Consider the following 18,324-nt stretch of genomic DNA (forward strand, 5'->3'; position numbering starts at 1 on the left):
AACCAGTGGACTCGTAGGAAAATTAGTCCATCGAGTTGAACAACTTAGCCATCGCAGACTTCTTGTTCGCAGCATTGTTGCGGTGAAGAGTGCCCTTAGTAACGGCTTTGTCGTACTCGCGAGATGCCAAGCGAAGCTGAGCCTCGGCACCAGCCTTATCACCAGCAGCGACGAGCTCACGGAACTTGCGGTTTTCGGTGTGCAAGCGCGAACGGATGGCCTTGTTGCGCTGACGGGCCTTTTCGTTTGTCTTGATGCGCTTTTTCTTGGACTTAATGTTTGCCACGGGATTTACCTCTTTCTCTACGCTTGTCATGCACTGGGTGCGCACGACGCGATCTACCAAAACTCTTCATGCCATTTCTCATGTGAAGAGGATGTGGAGGGCGACACAAGGGCATCGGCCCGCGAAATCGGCCCGTACATGAGCGACCTTCAAGAGCAAACCCAAGGTCCTGCTTGCTCCGGCTCATCGTCCACATGCGTGGTAGAACTTTGGGACACTTTACAGTGCTTCAAGAACTGCGTCCAATACCAGGTTGCTTACCAGGTCTGACGCTAACGCCAGTTGTAGTCCGTCCGCAGCCGACTGGCGATGCGTTCAAACCGCCTCCGTGGCAGTACCGTTCCCTTCCGACGAATCATGTGGTCAGGAACCTCGATGATCTTGTCCAACCGCACCCATGCGGGTCGGCCTTGTATGTCCCAGCCCCCCGCACCGATCTCGAGCCAGTTGTTATCGGTCGAGTGCTCGTCGTTGGTCGAAATGAGAAGTCCGCGAATGTATCGCTCGTGGTGGCCGAGAATAACGATCGCCCGTTCCCGGCCATCGGATTCCTTGTGTGGAGAATGAACCCAGACCACCTCGCCAGGATCGGCTTGCCCATCCATATCGGGTGCATAAATGAGGGTTGAAGCGCAGGCACCTGTGGGACGTGCGAGAACCGGCTCATCCTCGTTGTTAAACGTCGAAACGCTAGAGTCCGTCATTCCTAATCCCTGCTGTAGTGAAGCAAGGCCTTGATCCAGGGCACCTTCGTGGTGGAATAGTCGCGAGAATGACGTCGGCACGCGACGAGATCGGCGTGGAGAGTGGGACCGTCCGGCTGCATCAGGGAGTTCGAAGTCGTCGTCACTCGTGGTCGCCCGTTTGTGGGCAAGAAAACCGGTGAGATGACGGATCAGGGAAGACCGCTGGGTGTGGCGTTCGGGCTCAGAGTCGTATGAAAATGGGCCCGAATTTCCTCGCGGTACGAACATGTCCCCACAATAATTCGGTGTGAAAAGTGGTGCAATCCAACGTCTAGTACTGTGATCATCGAGTACTGACGGAGAGGATCACAGCTCTTTTATGGCCACCAACTACGCGGAAACAACGTTTACCGACCCGGCGCGTATCCGGAACTTTTGCATCATCGCACACATCGACCACGGGAAATCGACTTTGGCGGATCGAATCCTGCAGCTCACCGGGGTGGTCGGTGATCGTGACATGCGCGACCAATATCTGGACAACATGGATATTGAGCGCGAACGGGGCATCACAATTAAGGCCCAGAACGTGCGACTGCCGTGGGTTCCCACAACCGGGGATCACGCGGGTGAGCAGATTGTGCTCCATCTCATCGATACCCCCGGTCACGTCGATTTTACTTATGAAGTGTCCCGTGCATTGGAGGCATGTGAGGGGGCCATCCTTCTTGTCGACGCTGCCCAGGGCATCGAGGCACAGACGCTCGCGAACTTGTATCTGGCGATGGAAAATGATCTGGAAATAATTCCGGTGTTGAACAAGATCGATCTTCCCGCTGCGGATCCCGACAAGTTTGCCGACGAGCTGGCCTTGATCATTGGTTGTGAACCGGAAGAAGTGTTGCGGGTTTCGGCGAAGACGGGTGACGGCGTCCCAGAGTTATTAGACAAGTTGTGCGATGTAGTTCCCGCGCCGACGGGGGATCCGGATGCGCCTGCTCGTGCGTTGATTTTCGATTCAGTGTACGACACCTACCGCGGTGTCGTGACGTATGTTCGTGTGATGGATGGTCGGCTGAAGGCTCGTGAGAAGATTCAGATGATGTCGACGGGGGCCACGCACGAGACGCTGGAAATTGGTGTTGTCTCTCCGCAGCCTAAGAAAACCGACGGTTTGGGTGTGGGAGAAGTGGGGTACCTCATCACAGGTGTGAAAGATGTGCGCCAGTCGAAGGTGGGCGACACCGTGACCGTGGTGAATGATCCTGCAGCGGAACCGCTGAAGGGGTATGAAGAGCCGAAGCCGATGGTGTATTCGGGCTTATTCCCCATTTCGGCGGATCAGTACCCGGATTTGCGCGACGCTTTGGAGAAGTTGCAGCTCAATGACGCTGCATTGACGTATGAGCCGGAGTCGTCTGTGGCTTTGGGCTTTGGTTTTCGGTGTGGCTTTTTGGGCTTGCTCCATATGGAAATTACTCGTGTTCGGCTGGAGCGGGAGTTCAATTTGGATTTGATCTCGACGGCGCCGTCGGTGGTGTACCGCGTTGTGACGGAGGCCGGTGAAGAGATTAAGGTGCGTAATCCTTCGGATTGGCCCGATGGAAAGCCGCGGGAGATCTACGAACCCATTGTGAAAATGACGGTCATCGTTCCGGCTGAGTTCTTGGGTCCGACGATGGAACTTTGCCAGTCGAAGCGCGGCCAGATGGGCGGTATGGATTATCTGTCAGAGGATCGCGTCGAGCTGCGGTACACCATGCCGCTGGGAGAGATCATCTTCGACTTCTTCGACATGTTGAAGTCTCGCACAAGGGGGTATGCGTCCTTAAATTATGAGGATGCAGGCGAGCAGATTGCTGACCTTGTGAAAGTCGATATTCTCTTGCAGGGCGATCCAGTGGATGCGTTCTCTGCGATCGTGCACCGGGACAACGCGCAGTGGTACGGCAATAAGATGACGACGAAGCTCAAGGAGCTTATTCCTCGTCAGCAGTTTGAGGTGCCGATTCAGGCCGCGATCGGCTCGAAAATTATTGCGCGCGAGAATGTCCGTGCTGTTCGCAAGGATGTGCTGGCCAAGTGCTATGGCGGCGATATTTCTCGTAAGCGCAAACTCCTGGAAAAACAGAAGGCCGGTAAGAAGCGCATGAAAAGTATCGGTTCCGTGTCCGTTCCTCAGGAAGCGTTCGTTGCGGCCTTGTCGACGGACGAGGGGAAGAAATAGGTCGCGCCGGGCTGCCAGGTTTGTTACGCCGCGCATTGATTAAGCACGGCAGTGAGCGCCTCCTTTTCCTGCCTCGTCACCCGTAGATGGTATTTCGCCTTCACGCGAACTTGCCGGTCGGCGTATCCGCACTGGTAGGCGGTGTTTGGCGGCATCCATTCGGCGGCGTCCTTGTCAGATTTGGCATTGTTAGTGGGGCCGTCCACTGCCAGTAAATTGAGCGGATCGTTGGCAAGAGCAGTGCGCGCGGCGTATGGCAAGGCATAGGCGCCGCTTGCCCATGCATTGGATAGGGCGACGACGTGGTCGATTTGTACGGCCTGCGAGGTTTTCTTCCCACGGTGGAAATCGATGGTGTGGCCCGTGTAGGGGTCATGTAATTCCCCCGTGAGAACGACGCATCCCTGTGGCGGTTTCGTCGTGATGTCCGTGAGGTCCCGGTGGAGGATGTCATTGCGGGTGTCACAGCCGTTGCGGTCCACATCCGCCCATGACGGGCCGAAATTCTTGCGCTGGTATCGCTCTGCGCCACCACGACGCGGTGATTCAGGCAGCGCTGCGAGAAGTGCGTGAATGTCGCCGGTGGGGAAGGGGACATTCAGCGCTGTGAGTGCATCGGCGCTTTCTTGTTTGCTCAGCTGACCGATGTGTTCAGCACGTGGGGAACCGGGGAAAGCAGCATCCGTTGCGGGTGGTTCATTAGCGCCTTGATCAGGAGAATCTGCGGGTGACGAGCCATCGTCGGCTGAGCCATTGTCGTTTGGTCCAGTGCCATCGTTCGTGGGAGCGGCATCATTGTTGGCTGCGGAGGCAGCGGACGATGAACCATTGTTGCTCTGTGTAGCGATATCGCCGCAGCCTGCAAGGGGCATAACAAGGCCGAGGCTGAGAACAATGCCCACCAGTGCTGAGAGTGAATAGTGGGAAAACAATGGTTTATGGTGGCTGGAACAATGTGCTCGCGTCGTTCGCATGAGGGACATCATACACACAAAATTCGAACTCGAGTTCGGATAGGGGTGACGTGGGGAAACTGCGGATAACACGTCGGGTGTGGCCGTTATTCACAGTGAGCACCCTTGCCCCGATGGCCTCTGTAGTGGAGTTTTCCTTCGTACCTCATACCTATCTCGTGGCGCGAAATGGGGGTGTCCTATCCCGGCGTTGTCACGTATTGTCGGTGATATGAATGCTCCCCATGGTCGACGTCGCCAACCCGAGGTAACGGGAACCCCCGAGGTGTCCGAGTCTCGTGGCCTCTTTGGGCGTGCCGGTTGTCGACGGATCATGCAGACCACACGACGTGGCGCGAGCATCGCGGTGGCTGTCGGGATTGTCGTCGGCGGTGGCTTAGCTGGGTGTAGCAGCAGCGATGATGTTGCGAATTCCGCCCATGATCACACGTCGGTAGCGTCGGCAACTCAGTCGCAGACTCATTCCACCTCGAACTCGCGTACACCGCATCCGGCGACAGGGACCCTGCAAGATAACCCGCATCCCAGTCTCAATTCGACGACGACCAGCCGTCATAGTGGCACGCAGCGCGGTGCGACGAATGGAACTGCCCAGCAACAACGGAGCGATGCACAAGGGAACCGCGCAGCATTGCCACGAACCGCGAAGAATGGGACAGCAACTCCCAGGACCGGCAGTGGCGCAGCAGGTGGGGGTGCAACCACGACGTCACCAGGCCGGACGGTATTTCAGAGTCCAAGTGGCAACATCGTGTGCCAGTTCCGCGGGATGGATGACGATGGCTGTGATGTCCATCAGCATCCCCGATGGGGTGACGAAAATCGATGCCCATATCTGGGTGTCGAAGCGAGAAATGACACCATGATTGGTTTCCGCCGAGGTCCCGACGCGGAACCGTGCCACTGGCTCTTGCAGGGAGAATTCCCACGGACAGGACCTGTGCTGCCTTATGGTCAATCGAAAACAATCCCAGTCCAGGGGAACTACACAACCAGCTACACATGCACATCGAAGGCAAGTGGAATGACGTGTACCAGCGCTGAAGGACACGGCTTTTTCGTCAACGATAGGCAATATAAGACCTGGTAAAAGCCCCCACACTGGGACGGGGGACTAGTACGAGGATGGGCCCCGGGCGAGTACGACTGCCACTTTCTTTCGTATTTTCCGACGAAAAGCCAGTGATGTTTTTACCATGAGGGAAACCACCCGTAAGGGAAACCACCAATGAAACGCTGACCACAGCGGCTAAGAGCAAAAGAGGGGACAACATACTCATGGCAGATCAGAAGAACAACGATAAGGCATCGGACTCGGTCGACATTTCAGCGTTGCGTGTAGGTGTCGTCGGTGCTGGTCAAATGGGGTCAGGCATTATCGAGGTTGCTGCCCGTCATGGTTCCGACGTCGTAGCGTGGGAAGCTACCCAGGAGTTCGCCGCCAAAGGCCTCGAGAGGATCACCAAGTCCCTCGAGCGCGGTGTATCACGAGGCAAGCTGTCTGAGAAGGAGAAGGATGCCGCGCTCGGGCGTATCCGCATCACTACTGACTTGGAAGAATTTGCGGACCGCCAGTTAGTCTGTGAAGCGATTGTTGAAAATCCCGAGGTCAAAGCCGATATTTTTGGGAAGCTCGACAAGATTGTTTCGGATCCCGATGCGCCTTTGTGTTCTAACACCTCGTCGCTGCCGATTCAGCAGATTGCGTCGGCAACGTCGAACCCAGGTCGCGTGATGGGGCTGCACTTCTTTAACCCCGTTCCGGTTCTTCCGTTAGTTGAGCACGTTCGGACCTTGGATACGACAGATGCCGTCGCGGATCGGGCTGAAAAGTGGGCCAGTGAGGTGCTCAAGAAAACGGTGATCAAGGCGAAGGATCGCTCCGGGTTTATCGTCAACTTCTTGTTGGTGCCCTACCTGCTTTCTGCGATCCGCATGCTGGAAAATGGCGTGGCGACGAAGGAAGACATCGACGCTGGTATGCGCAATGGTGCAGCACACCCCATGGGACCTATTGCGCTTTCCGACATGGTGGGGCTGGACACTGTCGCGTCTATCGCCGACGTCATGGTCGACGAATACGGCGACCCGGCGTACGCCTGCCCGCCCCTGCTGCGTCGGATGGTCCAAGCCGGTCGGCTAGGAAAGAAGACCGGCCGAGGCTTTTACACGTACGACGAGAAAGGCAAACCTATTCGTTAGTCTGCTTGCCGGCAGTACCAGAGATGTGCTGGTCGGTAACCTCTGCGCCGCTTGCAGTTCGAGAAGCCGCTGCGGACTCAGCACCCGCGGTCCTAGCCCCAGCGTTCTCCGCCTCGAAGGAAGAGCCATCAGGATCCGCGGTAGTGAAACCATCCTGCCCCGATGTGTCGGGTGTTGTGCGGGTACGAGTGGTCATCATCATGGCGAGCGCGATCAGCGCGGCCGACGCCAGAGCGGTAATGATGGTCACGATTTTGTCGCCCTCACCAACGACGACGGACTTATACGGAAATGCTGACAGCATCAGCCCCGTGACCGCGTAAGCAAGCACAGGCACGCGCATGAAGCGTCGAAGCTGGGGCACAAGAAGGGCGGGAATAAGAATGCCGGCCCCCATCGTGAGCATCGCCCATGACTCGTTGACTGTGAACGTCGGGTGGTTATACATCACAGCGCCAGTCATGGGGTTGTATCGGATGACTTGAACATCATCAGAGAAGCGGGACCATACGACGGCAACCGCTGCAATGATTCCCATAAGACCAATCAGCGTCACACTGATCTTGATTGGTGTTGGAGCAGCGCTAAATGGCGACAGCGCCTTGGCGGAGGATTGACCATCTTCTTCAGACCCAGCCTGTGCGTCCAGGCTTTCTTCCGAGGATTGACCAGTCGCCGCGTTCCCCTCACCCCAGTGTGCGCCGACCTCATCACTTTGGGTGCCGGAAGCTGTCGCACTGGCATACTCGTCCGGCAATGTTCCTGTGCGGGCAAGATGACGCAGCGCCGGAACAGTCATCGCCGTGATATCAGTCCGCTGCAGCGCATCGTCGTAGGTGGCCTTCGCCCGGTCATTGTGGAAAATCGTCCGAGCCGCTAGAAGCTCTTGCACGCGCGCATCGGTTTCAGGAACACCGTTGTCCTCCAGCTCGCGCAGCCGGGACGTGCAGATGTCGACAAGCTCGTCAGGCCCTAGAGATGGATCCAGGTTCAGCTGCTCATAAAAGTTGTAATGGTCATTGGTATTCGTGATGGAATCATCCCCCTTAGGATCAGAACGATATTTAGCTTTCATGCCGGCGAGCTTACCAGCCGCTCTGTCATGGGCGGTCGAGATTTAGGTCGGTGGGACCGGTTGGCGGGCAGCGCTAATAAGTTCCTTCGTGTACTCATGCTGAGGATGGTGATAAATCCGATCGCTCGTCCCCTTTTCGACGATGCACCCGTCCTTCATCACAGCGACTGTGTCACAAATGTGCCGTACAACGTCAAGGTCGTGCGATAAGAACACCATTGTCAGTCCATAGTCTTCGGCCAGCTCATCGAGAAGCGCAATGACGCGGTTCCGCACGGTGACGTCCAACGCCGACACGGGCTCGTCGGCAAGAAGAATATGAGGGTGGGTAGTCAGCGCGCGGGCAAGTGAAATCCGCTGCCGTTGGCCACCACTGAAGTGATGAGGGAACCGATCTATTGCCGACGGATCCAGCCCCACCTGCTTGAGCACGGTGGCTATGCGTTCGCGCTGTTCGTCTCGGGGGAGGGGATGTGGTTGCGCGCGGAGTGGTTCGGCCAGCGAATCACCGATAGTCATGGTGGGATCCAAGGAACCACGCGGATCCTGGAAGACAACCTGCCCATAGCGGCTCATATCGTGCGGATTGGTAATGGCGCGCCCGTCGACACGGACATCGCCGGATGTCGGTCGGGTGAGCCCCGCCATGATCTTCAGCAGGGTAGTTTTGCCCGATCCAGATTCGCCGACGATGCCAAGGCGTTCGCCCCGGCGGATGTCTAATGTCACATCGTCGACAGCAGTGATTGCCGACGACGGCCCGAAGCGGTTCTGACGTTGATCGAATACCTGGCTTACATGGTGGACCTGGATGAGAGGATCGGTTGACGATGGCGTCGGGGAGCCCCCGACACGAAACTCACGTTCAGCGCGGGAATTGTGAACGTGCTCTTTATGCGCGTCACGCACATCGTGAACGTGCGCATTCTGAACCAGCATCGCTGTGTATGCGTCTCGGGGGCGCTGCAAGATGTGCTCTGTCGTCCCGTATTCGCGTGGAACGCCATCTTTCAAGACCAGGATGTTGTCACACATGTTGGCAACGACGGTTAAATCATGCGTGATGAACAGCAGCGCGGTGTTGTTGTCCCGAACCAGTCGGTTAATCAGCATCAAAATAGACCGCTGAACTGTGACATCCAATGCCGTGGTCGGCTCATCGCAAATGAGCAGCTCGGGGTCATTGGCAAATGCCATCGCGATGAGAACTCGTTGGCGTTGGCCCCCGGAAAGCTCAAACGGATATGAATGGTAGGCGCGCTTGGGGAGTCCTACCGAATCAAGAAGGTCACGGACTCTGGCTTCACGCTGCCGGCGATTGTTTCCACGCGGAAGGTGGTTTCGTCCCATGTGACCGGCCTGTCGTGTGCCGGCCCGGCATGCGCGCTCGATTTGTTTGCCCACAGTCATGAGAGGATTCAGCGCAGTCATAGGCTCTTGGAAAACCATCGACATACGCGCGCTTCGACACTGACTGAGGGCGCTATCGGTAGCCCCGATGATGTCCTCGCCAGTTAACTTGATCGATCCGGAGGGGTGCACATCATCGGGTAAAAGCCCCATGATCGCCAGGGCGGTTAACGACTTCCCTGATCCGGACTCGCCGATGAGCCCGAGTTTGGCACCGGGCTCGAGACTGAAGCTGAGGGAGTCAACTAATCGACGCTCGCCTGTGCCATCATCTGCAGAGCGGGGAGTGGTCAATGAAAGATCTTTCACCTGCAGAATTGCCGACGACGATCCGTCCGCTGCTGCGTGTAACGACGGCTCCTCTGTTTCCGGTCCCCGCTCGGGCTTCTCACGAGTCGCGCTCGTGGCGGGGGCGTCATACATTGCCCGGTGAGAGAATGGATCGAGGATATCGCGGAGCCCGTCGCCGAGAAGATTGAACCCCAGCACCGTGAGAGCGATAGCGAGCCCTGGCCAGAGGGCAAGCTCCGCATGTGAATCGAGGAAAACCTGAGCGTCCTGGAGCATCCGCCCCCATGAAGCCTGCGGCGGCGGTGTCCCCAGTCCCAAGAAGGACAAACCCGCCTCGGCCAGAATGGCGAGTGCCACGGAGACCGTCGCCTGGACAATGATGAGACCAGTAATTCCGCGCACGATATGCCTCACCGCAATGGAGAACCACCCCATCCCCGCACTTCGAGCGGACAAAATATAGTCCTGGCTGAGTACTTGGCGGGTTCCAGCGCGTGACACGCGAGCAAAGCTGGGGATAAACGCAATCCCAATGGCCACCATTTCCGACGACGTACCGACGCCGACGACCGATCCAGCGATGATCGCCAGAAGGAGAGCCGGGAATGCCAGCGCTAAATCCGACAGCCGCATGATGAAAGAATCGAGCCACCCTCCGCGAACCGCGGCAAGTATACCCAGCGGCACGCCGACGCCGGCACCAATCGCAACCGCGAGAACGCTCACTTCGAGTGAAATCTGGGATCCAACCATGATCCGCGATAACGTATCCCGGCCGTATCTGTCGGTTCCCATCCAATGGTCCCAACTCGGTGGCTGCAGTGCTGACGCTGGGTTAGCCTCTTGGGGCCCATACGGTGTCCATATCAGCGATATCAGTGCGACGAGAACGACCAGGCTTACTATGGCGGCCCCGACCACGAACATGACGCGATGGTTGGCTCCGGTAATCGTCTTTAGAGGCCGGTTTGTACCTTCCATCACTGGATTCCGTGTCCCGGGGCGTGGTGCGTGTGTGGGTGAATTAGACAAGGCGTGACCTCGACATTCTGGGGTCGATCAGCGCCGCTACGGCATCGGCCGCTAGCGTGACGGTCAGTGTAATGGTGACCAGCATCATGACGCAGCTCTGGACGGTAATCATGTCTCGGCTATTCACCGCATCAAGGACGTACGATCCTAATCCGGGGATGACAAAAACCTGCTCAATAAGCACAGCTCCGACGACAAGTGTGGCCATGTTGACGCCAATGACAGCCACTATGGGCTCAGCTGCATTTCTCGCACCATGGACGACGAGGGCGTGAAGCGTCGATAAGCCCGTTGACCGGGCAGTACGGATGTATTCCTGGTGGAGAACCTCCAACACTGCTGAACGAACATAGCGCGTCAGGATGGCGGCCTGAATGAACGCCAATGCGCAACAGGGAAGGATGAGCCGTCGGAGGAAACCGGTGAAGGACTGGTCGGGAGGAACCCACCCATTAGCAGGGAGAATGCTCCAATGAACGGCAAAAAGCGAGATCAACAGGATACCGGCCAAGAAACTTGGAATCGCGATACCAACGTGTGACAGTACGGATAGGGCAGTGCCGTCCGGTTTGTGGTTACGCATGGCCGCCCAGGTGCCCAGGGGCACGGCGAGCACAATGGCAAGAACCATACTGGTCAACACCAGAATGAGGCTAACCGCCGTCCGGTCCATCAGTATTGGTCCGATATCTGTGCCACTAGAGTAGGAGACCCCGAATTGCCCATGCAGCATCCCGGTAATCCACGAAAAATACTGGTTGATAAGCGGTTGATCAGTTCCCAGCGTGTGCTTCATCGACTCGATGGCTTGTGGCGTTGCGGTCTCGCCCAGGGAAACTTCTGCGGGATCACCCGGAATTAACCGCATGATCATGAAAATGATGACCGACGCGGCCCACAAAGACACGACATAGCGCAGAACAATCCTGCCTACGATGCGTACGTGAGCTGTCATGATTCGCTCCGTGCAGTTGAGTGATGGGTGCGACTGATACCAGCGAGTTCAAGCCCTTGTCCGGCAATAGTCGTGGGGATGCCGGTGAGGTCTTTATCTCGCACAACGATGTTGGGATAGATGAATATCGTGTTAGCACCTGCTTGATTCATGATCCGATCAACCGCTGTGCGCATGAGAGGTGCGTACTGATCAGGGGGAGCGGAATCCGCAGCGGACAAGAGTGTGCGTGTTTGCTCGTCGTCGTAACCGAGGTAGTAGTCCGGGTTTCCGAACAATGTGGGAATGTCCCGGGCCTCAGCGTGCTCAATGATAGACATGTCGTAGTCATGTTGGGTAAGAGTTTGAGACAACCATACGGCGGGGAATTCCTGCGATTCGATATGAGCGTGAATCCCGACGTCTTCTAGCTCAGAAATGATGAGTTCTGCAGCGTTCGTTGCATAGGCGCGAGCCGGCACAGTGAAGGTGATATCGACGTCGTGGACACCAGCGTCGGACAGCAACTGCCGAGCCCGATCGGGATCATAGGGGTACTCGGTGGAGCGATATGACCATGGATCCGTCGGCGGGGCAGGCACGCCCCCCGTATCTTCACCAAACCCACCCCATGCGGTATCGATCACTGCCTGCCGGTTAATTGCGTACATCACTGCTCGCCTCACGCGGACGTCATTAAAAGGCGCACGCTTATTGTTCATAGTCAGCAGCACTTTGCCAGTGGTCGTCCCGACGTCAACGGCATACCGTTTGTTCCCGCGGAAGGACGAAACCATCTCCGGGGCGTCCATCCCGACAATCGCGTCGACGTCACCTGATCGAAGGGCGTTCGCTGTAGCGGTGGAATCTGTCATATAGCGCAACGCCACATGGCGGGTGGCTGGCTGCTGGCCCCAATATGACTGGTTCGCCGTCAAGGTGAGGAATCGGCCGACCTTGTACTCGTCGACGGTAAAAGGGCCGGTCCCGACGGGTGCGGTGGCCAAATGATCGACGCCACGGGGTGTCATCTGTGCCCCGATGAGCGTGCCCATGGACCACAGCCAGCCGTTACTGGGCGCGGAGAGCGCGACGGCCAACGTGTATTTATCGACGGCCTGCGTGCGCGTCACCGGTTTCATCCCCGCTTTGAGTCCGTTGGTCCACGCGTCCGACTTCACTCGGTCGATGCTGAACTTGGCGGTGTCGGCGGTGAACTCGTCGCCGTTGGAAAAATGAACCCCTTTCCGCAGGTGAAAGGTGTAGGTGGTGCGGTCCGCGGAGAGGTCCCACGACGTCGCCAGCTGGGGTTCGATATCTCCTTGGGACGATATTCGGACCAGGCCTTCGTACACATTCCCGATCAACGCCTGCGTTATCGCTGCGCCGCCGGATTTTGTGAAGTCAAGGGTGGCGGGGGCTGCCGTCAGCGCGATGACGGCGGAGTCGTCGGAGGCGACGCGTCCCGTTTGGACCGCGGTGTGGCCCGCGCTGCACCCGCCGAGGAACAGTGAGAGGGCCGCCACCGTGGTTGTTACCGTGACTGTGGCGAGGTGTTGCAATTTCCGACGCTTCGACGCCGAGGTTGTCGACGTATGTGCTGTGAGAAGTCCGACCATGGGTTATTCGTGGATGGTTAGCGTTGGTGGTTAGTGAGCCTCTGGGGCACCGGTTAGTGTGGTGTGGCGTCGTGTGCCATTCGGATTCTCGGTGGAGCCGAAGAGCTGGGTCAACGTAGTGGCAATCATTTCACAGATGTCGCGCGAGGTTGCGAAATTGATCCGAATGCATCCGAATCCGTGGGGGAGCGATTGGGATTCGTTGCCGTTCCCCTGTGCCGTGTTCCCCTGCGCGGACTCGGCGGGAGGTGCAGCGAAAGCAGCACCGTCATTAGGTGCTAACTTCGCGTGTTTGACCAGCCATTGTTCGGGGTTGAGACCGCCACGGCGGATACTGTCGCCGAACGTTATTCCCTTGTCGGCGGTGTCGTTGTCCTCGCCATTCCGAGATTCATCCGGCACAGCGGGAATGACCACATCGGTCATGTCCACCCACAGCAAGAACGTCGCTTCTGGGTTAGTAGTGCGCACATTCGGAATCCGGTTGAGAGCCTCAACAAGAAGGTTCTTGTTGTCGCGGAGGTAATCAATTTCCTCCCGGAGCCATTCCCGGCCATCCCTGTACGCTCCGATCGCTGCCAGCTGGCCGAGCGTCGATACCCCCTCCTTATCCAGGAAGTTAATGCGCGTATCCCACACATATTTGTCGGCGGAATTCGTGAAAATCAGTTGCGCGCATTTCAAGCCGGCCGTGTTCCACCCCTTTGAGGTAGCCGTGGCCGTGATCGTCACGCGGGCAGCGGTCTCGGACACGCTCGCCGTCGGGATATGCGGGCGGTCATAAACCAGTGGCCCGTGGATTTCGTCGGAGAAAACGCGCACGTCATAGCGGGCTGCGAGATCGGTCACCGCGCGAAGTTCGTCGGCAGTAAAAGCGGTCCCCAAGGGGTTGTGCGGGTTGCACAGGATCATGCTGCCAGCACCATTGGCGAATGCCCGCTCCAGACCGTCGAGGTCGAATACCCACCGGCTGGTCGCGGTGTCCTGGATCATGGGGACGAACACTCCAGGCCGGTCGCATACCTCCAGCAGCGCGAAAAACGGCATATATGCGGGGATAGGGATGACGATGGGGCTGCCAGGATCCGTGAAGTGCGTGATGGCCAGCCGAAGACCTCGAACCACGTCGGGCACGCCTGCGATGGTAGTCGGGTCAACGTCCCACCCATATGCGTCGTGGCACCACGAACTGAGGGCTTCCCCGAGCTCAGGGAGTTCGGGTGGATAACCGAAATATTGCCGACGAACACCCGCGTTAACCGCGTCGATCACGGCCGGGCAGGTATCGAAGTCGGATTCCGCGATCCAGACGGGCAGCACGTCGGGAGGAAAATGAGTCCACTTCGTCGTTCCGCGGGCACGCAGTTCCTCTATCGAGAGGGTGGAAAATTGGTGGCCAGGCATGCCAGCAAGGATAGTCGTTATCGGTGACATCGAACATATTAAGGGGATAACCAGGGCAGTCTGGCTCTACTTCACCCATCCGGGAGGGTTCGTCATTGTTGGTGCGACGGTCATGGCGACGAGAGGAGCGTCAAAAATTGGCACCGCGGTGATGGCGTGTGCGGAAGCGGCGGGTCTCCCCGGCCACCACAGACTGCGCCGTCGTAAGAATTTTGGTGGCATTTCCCACGCGGATTCTGGAAGAGGTCACTTTCTGAGCCGATGTATGGTCCAGAGCATGAGCAAGCCTCAAAAAGAGAGCATATGCAGCGCGTACCCCGAGACGTGAGCTCGTGGGGAGGAGAGGAATAGCCTGGTGAGCGATAGATAAATCGCGATATATCTCAGTTAGGAAAGAATCTTTGGTCTCGTCATTGAGTGGCTGCCCATGCGCGAGGTAATCGCGATTCAGGCCGTCACGATCCGCCGCGTAATCCCGAAGAAAATTGATTTTTTGAAAGGCTGCTCCGAGATGGCGAGCACCCTGTTCCATCGTGTGACGGTCGGCGGACGACGGTGTTTCGTCGCGCAAGAAAATTGACAGGCACATGAGGCCAATGACTTCCGCCGAACCATAAATGTATGTGTCTCGGGCTGCGGCATCGTACACCGTCGTGGACTGTGGTGAGCGCTGGGTGCTGGAGAGCGACGATGCCGGGGTAGATGGGGAAGCAGACGTGGGAATATCAGCACGCATTGATTCGAAAAAGGCCGTGAGATGGTTATTTTTGATGTCGCATGACCGCGCTGTGTCGGCAAACGCGTGAATGATCGGATCGGTCGAAAACCCGGTGGCCCAGCCTTCGTAAACACGTTGTTCATAATCGTTGAGGATGTCCCGAATGTGTTCTGGGGACAGGCCGTGTCCGCCTGCTGCGCCGTCGACAACCTCATCGGCCACGCGGACAATTCCGTAGAGATTGTGGATATCCTGCCGGACTCGCGGGCCAAGGAGGCGCGTCGATAACGTGAACGACGTTGAGTATGTGTGTATTAGCCGGGAAGACAAGCGTGCCGCCACACGATCGTAGAGTTCAGCCGTGGAGGCGTAGAGACTAGCCCGAGCATCGTCATTTGGGCTGGGCGCATGGTTGCTCTCTGCGGTGGGCGCGTGGGTGCTCCCCGTGCGATCATGTTCCGCACGGTCATCGAGGGGCGTCATATCTTTCGACGGTTCGGTAGGCGGCTCCGAAGTCATAGAACCATTCAATCACGTTTATGCCGGAAGGCTTGGGGCCTTTCGTGTGAGTAGTGATCTGTGAGTAGTGATCACGGACTCGTTGCATTACGAAGGCGTGCATAATGGGATCCGTCCATCAACGCCCCCACAAATAGGGCGCTTGATAACAATTGTTAACAAAGGTCATATGGGGACCGCTTGGCCCAGGGCCCTGTGACTAAGAACCTGTATCGAGGAGGAGCGGGTATCGCGCCATGATGACCCATCCTGATGTATTAGCTTTATCTGGTGCAGCGTCGAGGGATGTACACGATATCGTGTACGCTTCGTCCGTCTCTCCCTAGCCGTTGTCCCAGACCATTGCGGACGCATGGAATTCGGCAGAACAGTGGATTACCTCTTTATCCGTGTGGGGCCAAGCACCCATCGTTATACCGATTGTCGTCGTCGTGTCGATGGGTGTGGCGTGGGTCGTTCTTCACCTTGTTGATAAGGTCGGTATACCGATCGAGAATGCTATTAACGATCGCAACCTGACAGCGGACGGCGATGATGGGAAGGAGGGCTCGTGAAGAATTCCCAGGTGAGAAACTTCCTCTTTCTCCTTATCGCGGTTATTGTGGTTGCCTACCTCGTAGCGCATTTCTGAGAGCACGCTACCGCCGCGAGTGGAAATAGGATTGTGCCCACTCATCGGACCTAAATAGGTCCTCCAGCACCACTGCATTCCCATCATCGTCGCACAACGGAACCCTCCAGTTGGGATAGATATCCGCCGTGGTTCCCGGCTGGTTCTGTACTCGCCGATCGTGAACAATGTCGACCAAACTCGTGCAGGTCAGCGCAGCGGGCGACTCCGCCAGGAATTTATGAAGCCCAGCAATAATGGCCGCCGAATTCGGCCGTTCATCGCGCGCCAACCCCTCGTAGGACACGTCGGCGGGAGTTCCGTCGAAATCACCATGCTCGCGCACCGTGTCGAGAACGCGGTTCTGCCACTCCAGATCGTTGGCATCCTCTTCTTTCGGATCCGACGTCAAAATTCCCAGCTTCTGACGCAGCGTCACGTGCTCGCCATCCAAGTATCCGGCGGTCGGGGGCAAATCGTGAGTCGTCACCGACGCCAAGCACAAGCGTCGATAATTCTCGGAGTGCCGCGGCGCATCGTTGTCATTTTCAAACCAGAGAATCGACGTCCCCATGATGCCGCGCGATTGCAAATAGTCTTGAACCCACGGCTCGAATGTGCCGAGATCCTCACCGACAACGACGGCACCTACGCGTTCCGCCTCCAGCGCAAGAATGCCCACCATCGCCGCGTGGTCGTAGTTCACGTACGTCCCGGCGCGGGGATCAGCTGCTTCGCCAGGTGCAGGGCGGTGTATCCACCACAGGCGGAAGAGCCCCAGGATGTGGTCAACTCGGATGCCTCCGGCGTGACGGAGGACAGTGCGCAGCAGGTCACGCCATGGGCGATACCCTGCTTCCGCTAGCTTCCACGGGTGCCACGGGGGTTGGGACCAGTCCTGACCCATTTGGTTATACCCATCGGGCGGGGCTCCCACCGAACAATCCGGCGCTAGGTAGGGGGCCAGTGCTTCCGCATCTGATCCACCCGGGTGGACTCCCACCGCAAGATCAGCCATCAGCCCGAGGCTCATTCCGCTATCACGAGCGGTCACGTCGGCTGCTTCCAGCTGCTCATCGACGATCCACTGGAGCCACTGGTAAAAGCCGACCCAATAGTTGCGCGGCGGGAACGAATCGTCCTCACTGTCATGACCGAGCTTCTCACGCCACCACGGTTCTGACTGGTCAGCGCACCATTGTGCAAAGCGTGTGAGGCCCTCGCCCTCATGCTCAACAAAGGTATCGAACGCGTGTTGCCGCGTCGCCGACCGTTCGACGTCGTAAATGTCTTTCAAGCTCAGCAACTTGTCGGCATAAATAGGGTTCCGGTTGATATAGGCCGACGAGGTGTTCTCTGGGTAATGACGACGTCCCCGTTCCTGCAGTGCCTCGGCGGCATCGTCGGGAAGGTGGGCGGCCTCGGGGATCGCGCCGGGACGAATATAGATCGGGTTGATATAGCGACGCGTGGTGGGAAGATACGGTGAATCCTCCACCGGCGGCGCGGGTTCCGCTGCGTGAAGTGGGTTGGCCAGGATAAACGAGCTCCCCTGTTCTGCGGCATGGCGGGCGAGTGTACCCAAGGTGTAGAAATCCCCGATTCCCCAGGCCCCGGAATCGCGGACCGAATAGAGCTGCGCCATCAAACCCGCTTGGGGATGAGCGCCGAGGTCGTCGGCGGCAGAGAGGCGGGAGGGCGTAATAATGAGGGTCGTTTCTGCCTGGCCGCGTGTGGGGGAGGAGGCATAAATGGTGTGCCATCCCAGTGGCAGGTCTTTCGGGACGGTAAATGACGCTTGCCCGTAGCTCGCCGCGCCAGAAGCATGAGCGGCCGCGCTTGCCCCGTCCGCGCCCGCGTCGAGTTTATTGCCCGTAAGTGGTTCGCCAGCATGGTTAACGGGATAATCGACGTGCCTCGCGGGGGTGAGATCCTCAATTTGCTGGCAGTCGTATCGTCCCCCGTCTTCGGTGACTACCCAGACGTCCACAGGTTCGCCGTCGATAACGTGAACGGGGAAGGTGACGTCCTCGCCTTCGACTCCGATAACAGTGGGGGGAAGGGATCGGGTGGCTTCTTTGGTGTAAAAGTATTCGCTAGCTGCATCGATGCCGGCGTCGTCGTGGGAAAAACTCAGGCCAAGGGCGTGCAGGGTGTTCTCGAGTGTTTCGTCGGCGACGTCCACGTGGGAGCCGCGATAGTCGGTGTAGGACGTTGCAACGCCACAGTGTGCGCTGAGGGAGCGGAGTTTTTCTGAGTAGGTCACGGGGCCATTCTTGCAGAAAGATGATGTCTGAACAGGCTCGCGTGGGGACGTAGCGGGGGTCATTCTGCAGC

At 57.7% G+C, this 18,324-nt stretch carries 14 protein-coding genes; 4 read left to right on the forward strand and 10 right to left on the reverse strand.

Annotated elements, in window-relative coordinates; translation table 11 throughout:
* Positions 1–22: 22 nt before the first annotated feature.
* A complete protein-coding gene (rpsT, locus tag I6J23_RS06925) occupies positions 23–286 on the reverse strand; it encodes a 30S ribosomal protein S20 (RefSeq protein ID WP_012731973.1) in 264 nt (87 codons plus the stop codon).
* A 272-nt stretch (positions 287–558) separates the two neighbouring features.
* Positions 559–1,260, reverse strand: a complete 702-nt coding sequence (locus I6J23_RS06930; protein WP_239454862.1) for a type II toxin-antitoxin system PemK/MazF family toxin — start codon at positions 1,258–1,260, stop codon at positions 559–561.
* 91 nt (positions 1,261–1,351) lie between these two features.
* Between I6J23_RS06930 and lepA the strand changes: the two genes are divergently transcribed.
* On the forward strand, positions 1,352–3,199 hold the full coding sequence (gene lepA / locus I6J23_RS06935; RefSeq protein ID WP_204581436.1) for a translation elongation factor 4: 1,848 nt from the start codon (positions 1,352–1,354) through the stop codon (positions 3,197–3,199).
* A gap of 23 nt (positions 3,200–3,222) precedes the next feature.
* On the opposite strand, the gene I6J23_RS10845 is transcribed toward lepA, so the two are convergent.
* Positions 3,223–4,173: an HNH endonuclease family protein gene (locus I6J23_RS10845; protein ID WP_318744179.1), complete on the reverse strand. Its 951-nt coding sequence runs from the start codon at positions 4,171–4,173 to the stop codon at positions 3,223–3,225.
* A 211-nt stretch (positions 4,174–4,384) separates the two neighbouring features.
* Between I6J23_RS10845 and I6J23_RS06945 the strand changes: the two genes are divergently transcribed.
* Together I6J23_RS06945 and I6J23_RS06950 are read left to right on the forward strand one after the other, a co-directional pair.
* A complete protein-coding gene (locus I6J23_RS06945; RefSeq protein ID WP_204581437.1) occupies positions 4,385–5,263 on the forward strand; it encodes a hypothetical protein in 879 nt (292 codons plus the stop codon).
* Between the two features lie 188 nt (positions 5,264–5,451).
* Positions 5,452–6,375, forward strand: coding sequence for a 3-hydroxybutyryl-CoA dehydrogenase (locus tag I6J23_RS06950; RefSeq protein WP_204581438.1), 924 nt, complete (start codon positions 5,452–5,454; stop codon positions 6,373–6,375).
* Here I6J23_RS06950 and I6J23_RS06955 read toward each other — a convergent pair.
* The 6 genes from I6J23_RS06955 to I6J23_RS06980 all read right to left on the reverse strand — a co-directional run bounded on the left by I6J23_RS06955 (position 6,365) and on the right by I6J23_RS06980 (position 15,377).
* Positions 6,365–7,450, reverse strand: a complete 1,086-nt coding sequence (locus I6J23_RS06955; protein WP_204581439.1) for a hypothetical protein — start codon at positions 7,448–7,450, stop codon at positions 6,365–6,367. The two genes, I6J23_RS06950 and I6J23_RS06955, sit on opposite strands and share 11 nt — an antisense overlap.
* A gap of 42 nt (positions 7,451–7,492) precedes the next feature.
* Entirely contained in the window at positions 7,493–10,078 is a 2,586-nt protein-coding gene (locus I6J23_RS06960; protein ID WP_204581440.1) for a dipeptide ABC transporter ATP-binding protein, read from the reverse strand.
* Between the two features lie 97 nt (positions 10,079–10,175).
* Positions 10,176–11,138, reverse strand: coding sequence for an ABC transporter permease (locus I6J23_RS06965; protein WP_204581441.1), 963 nt, complete (start codon positions 11,136–11,138; stop codon positions 10,176–10,178).
* On the reverse strand, positions 11,135–12,736 hold the full coding sequence (locus tag I6J23_RS06970; RefSeq protein ID WP_239454863.1) for an ABC transporter substrate-binding protein: 1,602 nt from the start codon (positions 12,734–12,736) through the stop codon (positions 11,135–11,137). The genes I6J23_RS06965 and I6J23_RS06970 overlap by 4 nt, the downstream gene beginning before the upstream one ends.
* 30 nt (positions 12,737–12,766) lie before the next feature.
* Positions 12,767–14,140, reverse strand: a complete 1,374-nt coding sequence (locus tag I6J23_RS06975) for a MalY/PatB family protein (protein ID WP_204581442.1) — start codon at positions 14,138–14,140, stop codon at positions 12,767–12,769.
* Positions 14,141–14,270: 130 nt separating this feature from the next.
* Positions 14,271–15,377 (reverse strand): squalene/phytoene synthase family protein, encoded by a 1,107-nt coding sequence (locus I6J23_RS06980; protein ID WP_204581443.1) that lies wholly within the window; start codon positions 15,375–15,377, stop codon positions 14,271–14,273.
* Between the two features lie 329 nt (positions 15,378–15,706).
* Here I6J23_RS06980 and I6J23_RS06985 point away from each other — a divergent pair, with 329 nt between their 5' ends.
* A complete protein-coding gene (locus I6J23_RS06985; protein WP_204581444.1) occupies positions 15,707–15,931 on the forward strand; it encodes a hypothetical protein in 225 nt (74 codons plus the stop codon).
* 84 nt (positions 15,932–16,015) lie between these two features.
* Here the strand turns inward: I6J23_RS06985 and malQ are convergent, their stop codons facing one another.
* Positions 16,016–18,253 (reverse strand): 4-alpha-glucanotransferase, encoded by a 2,238-nt coding sequence (gene malQ / locus I6J23_RS06990; protein ID WP_204581445.1) that lies wholly within the window; start codon positions 18,251–18,253, stop codon positions 16,016–16,018.
* Between the last annotated feature and the right edge of the window lie 71 nt (positions 18,254–18,324).

Source organism: Corynebacterium kroppenstedtii (genome assembly GCF_016894245.1).
Taxonomy (GTDB): domain Bacteria; phylum Actinomycetota; class Actinomycetes; order Mycobacteriales; family Mycobacteriaceae; genus Corynebacterium.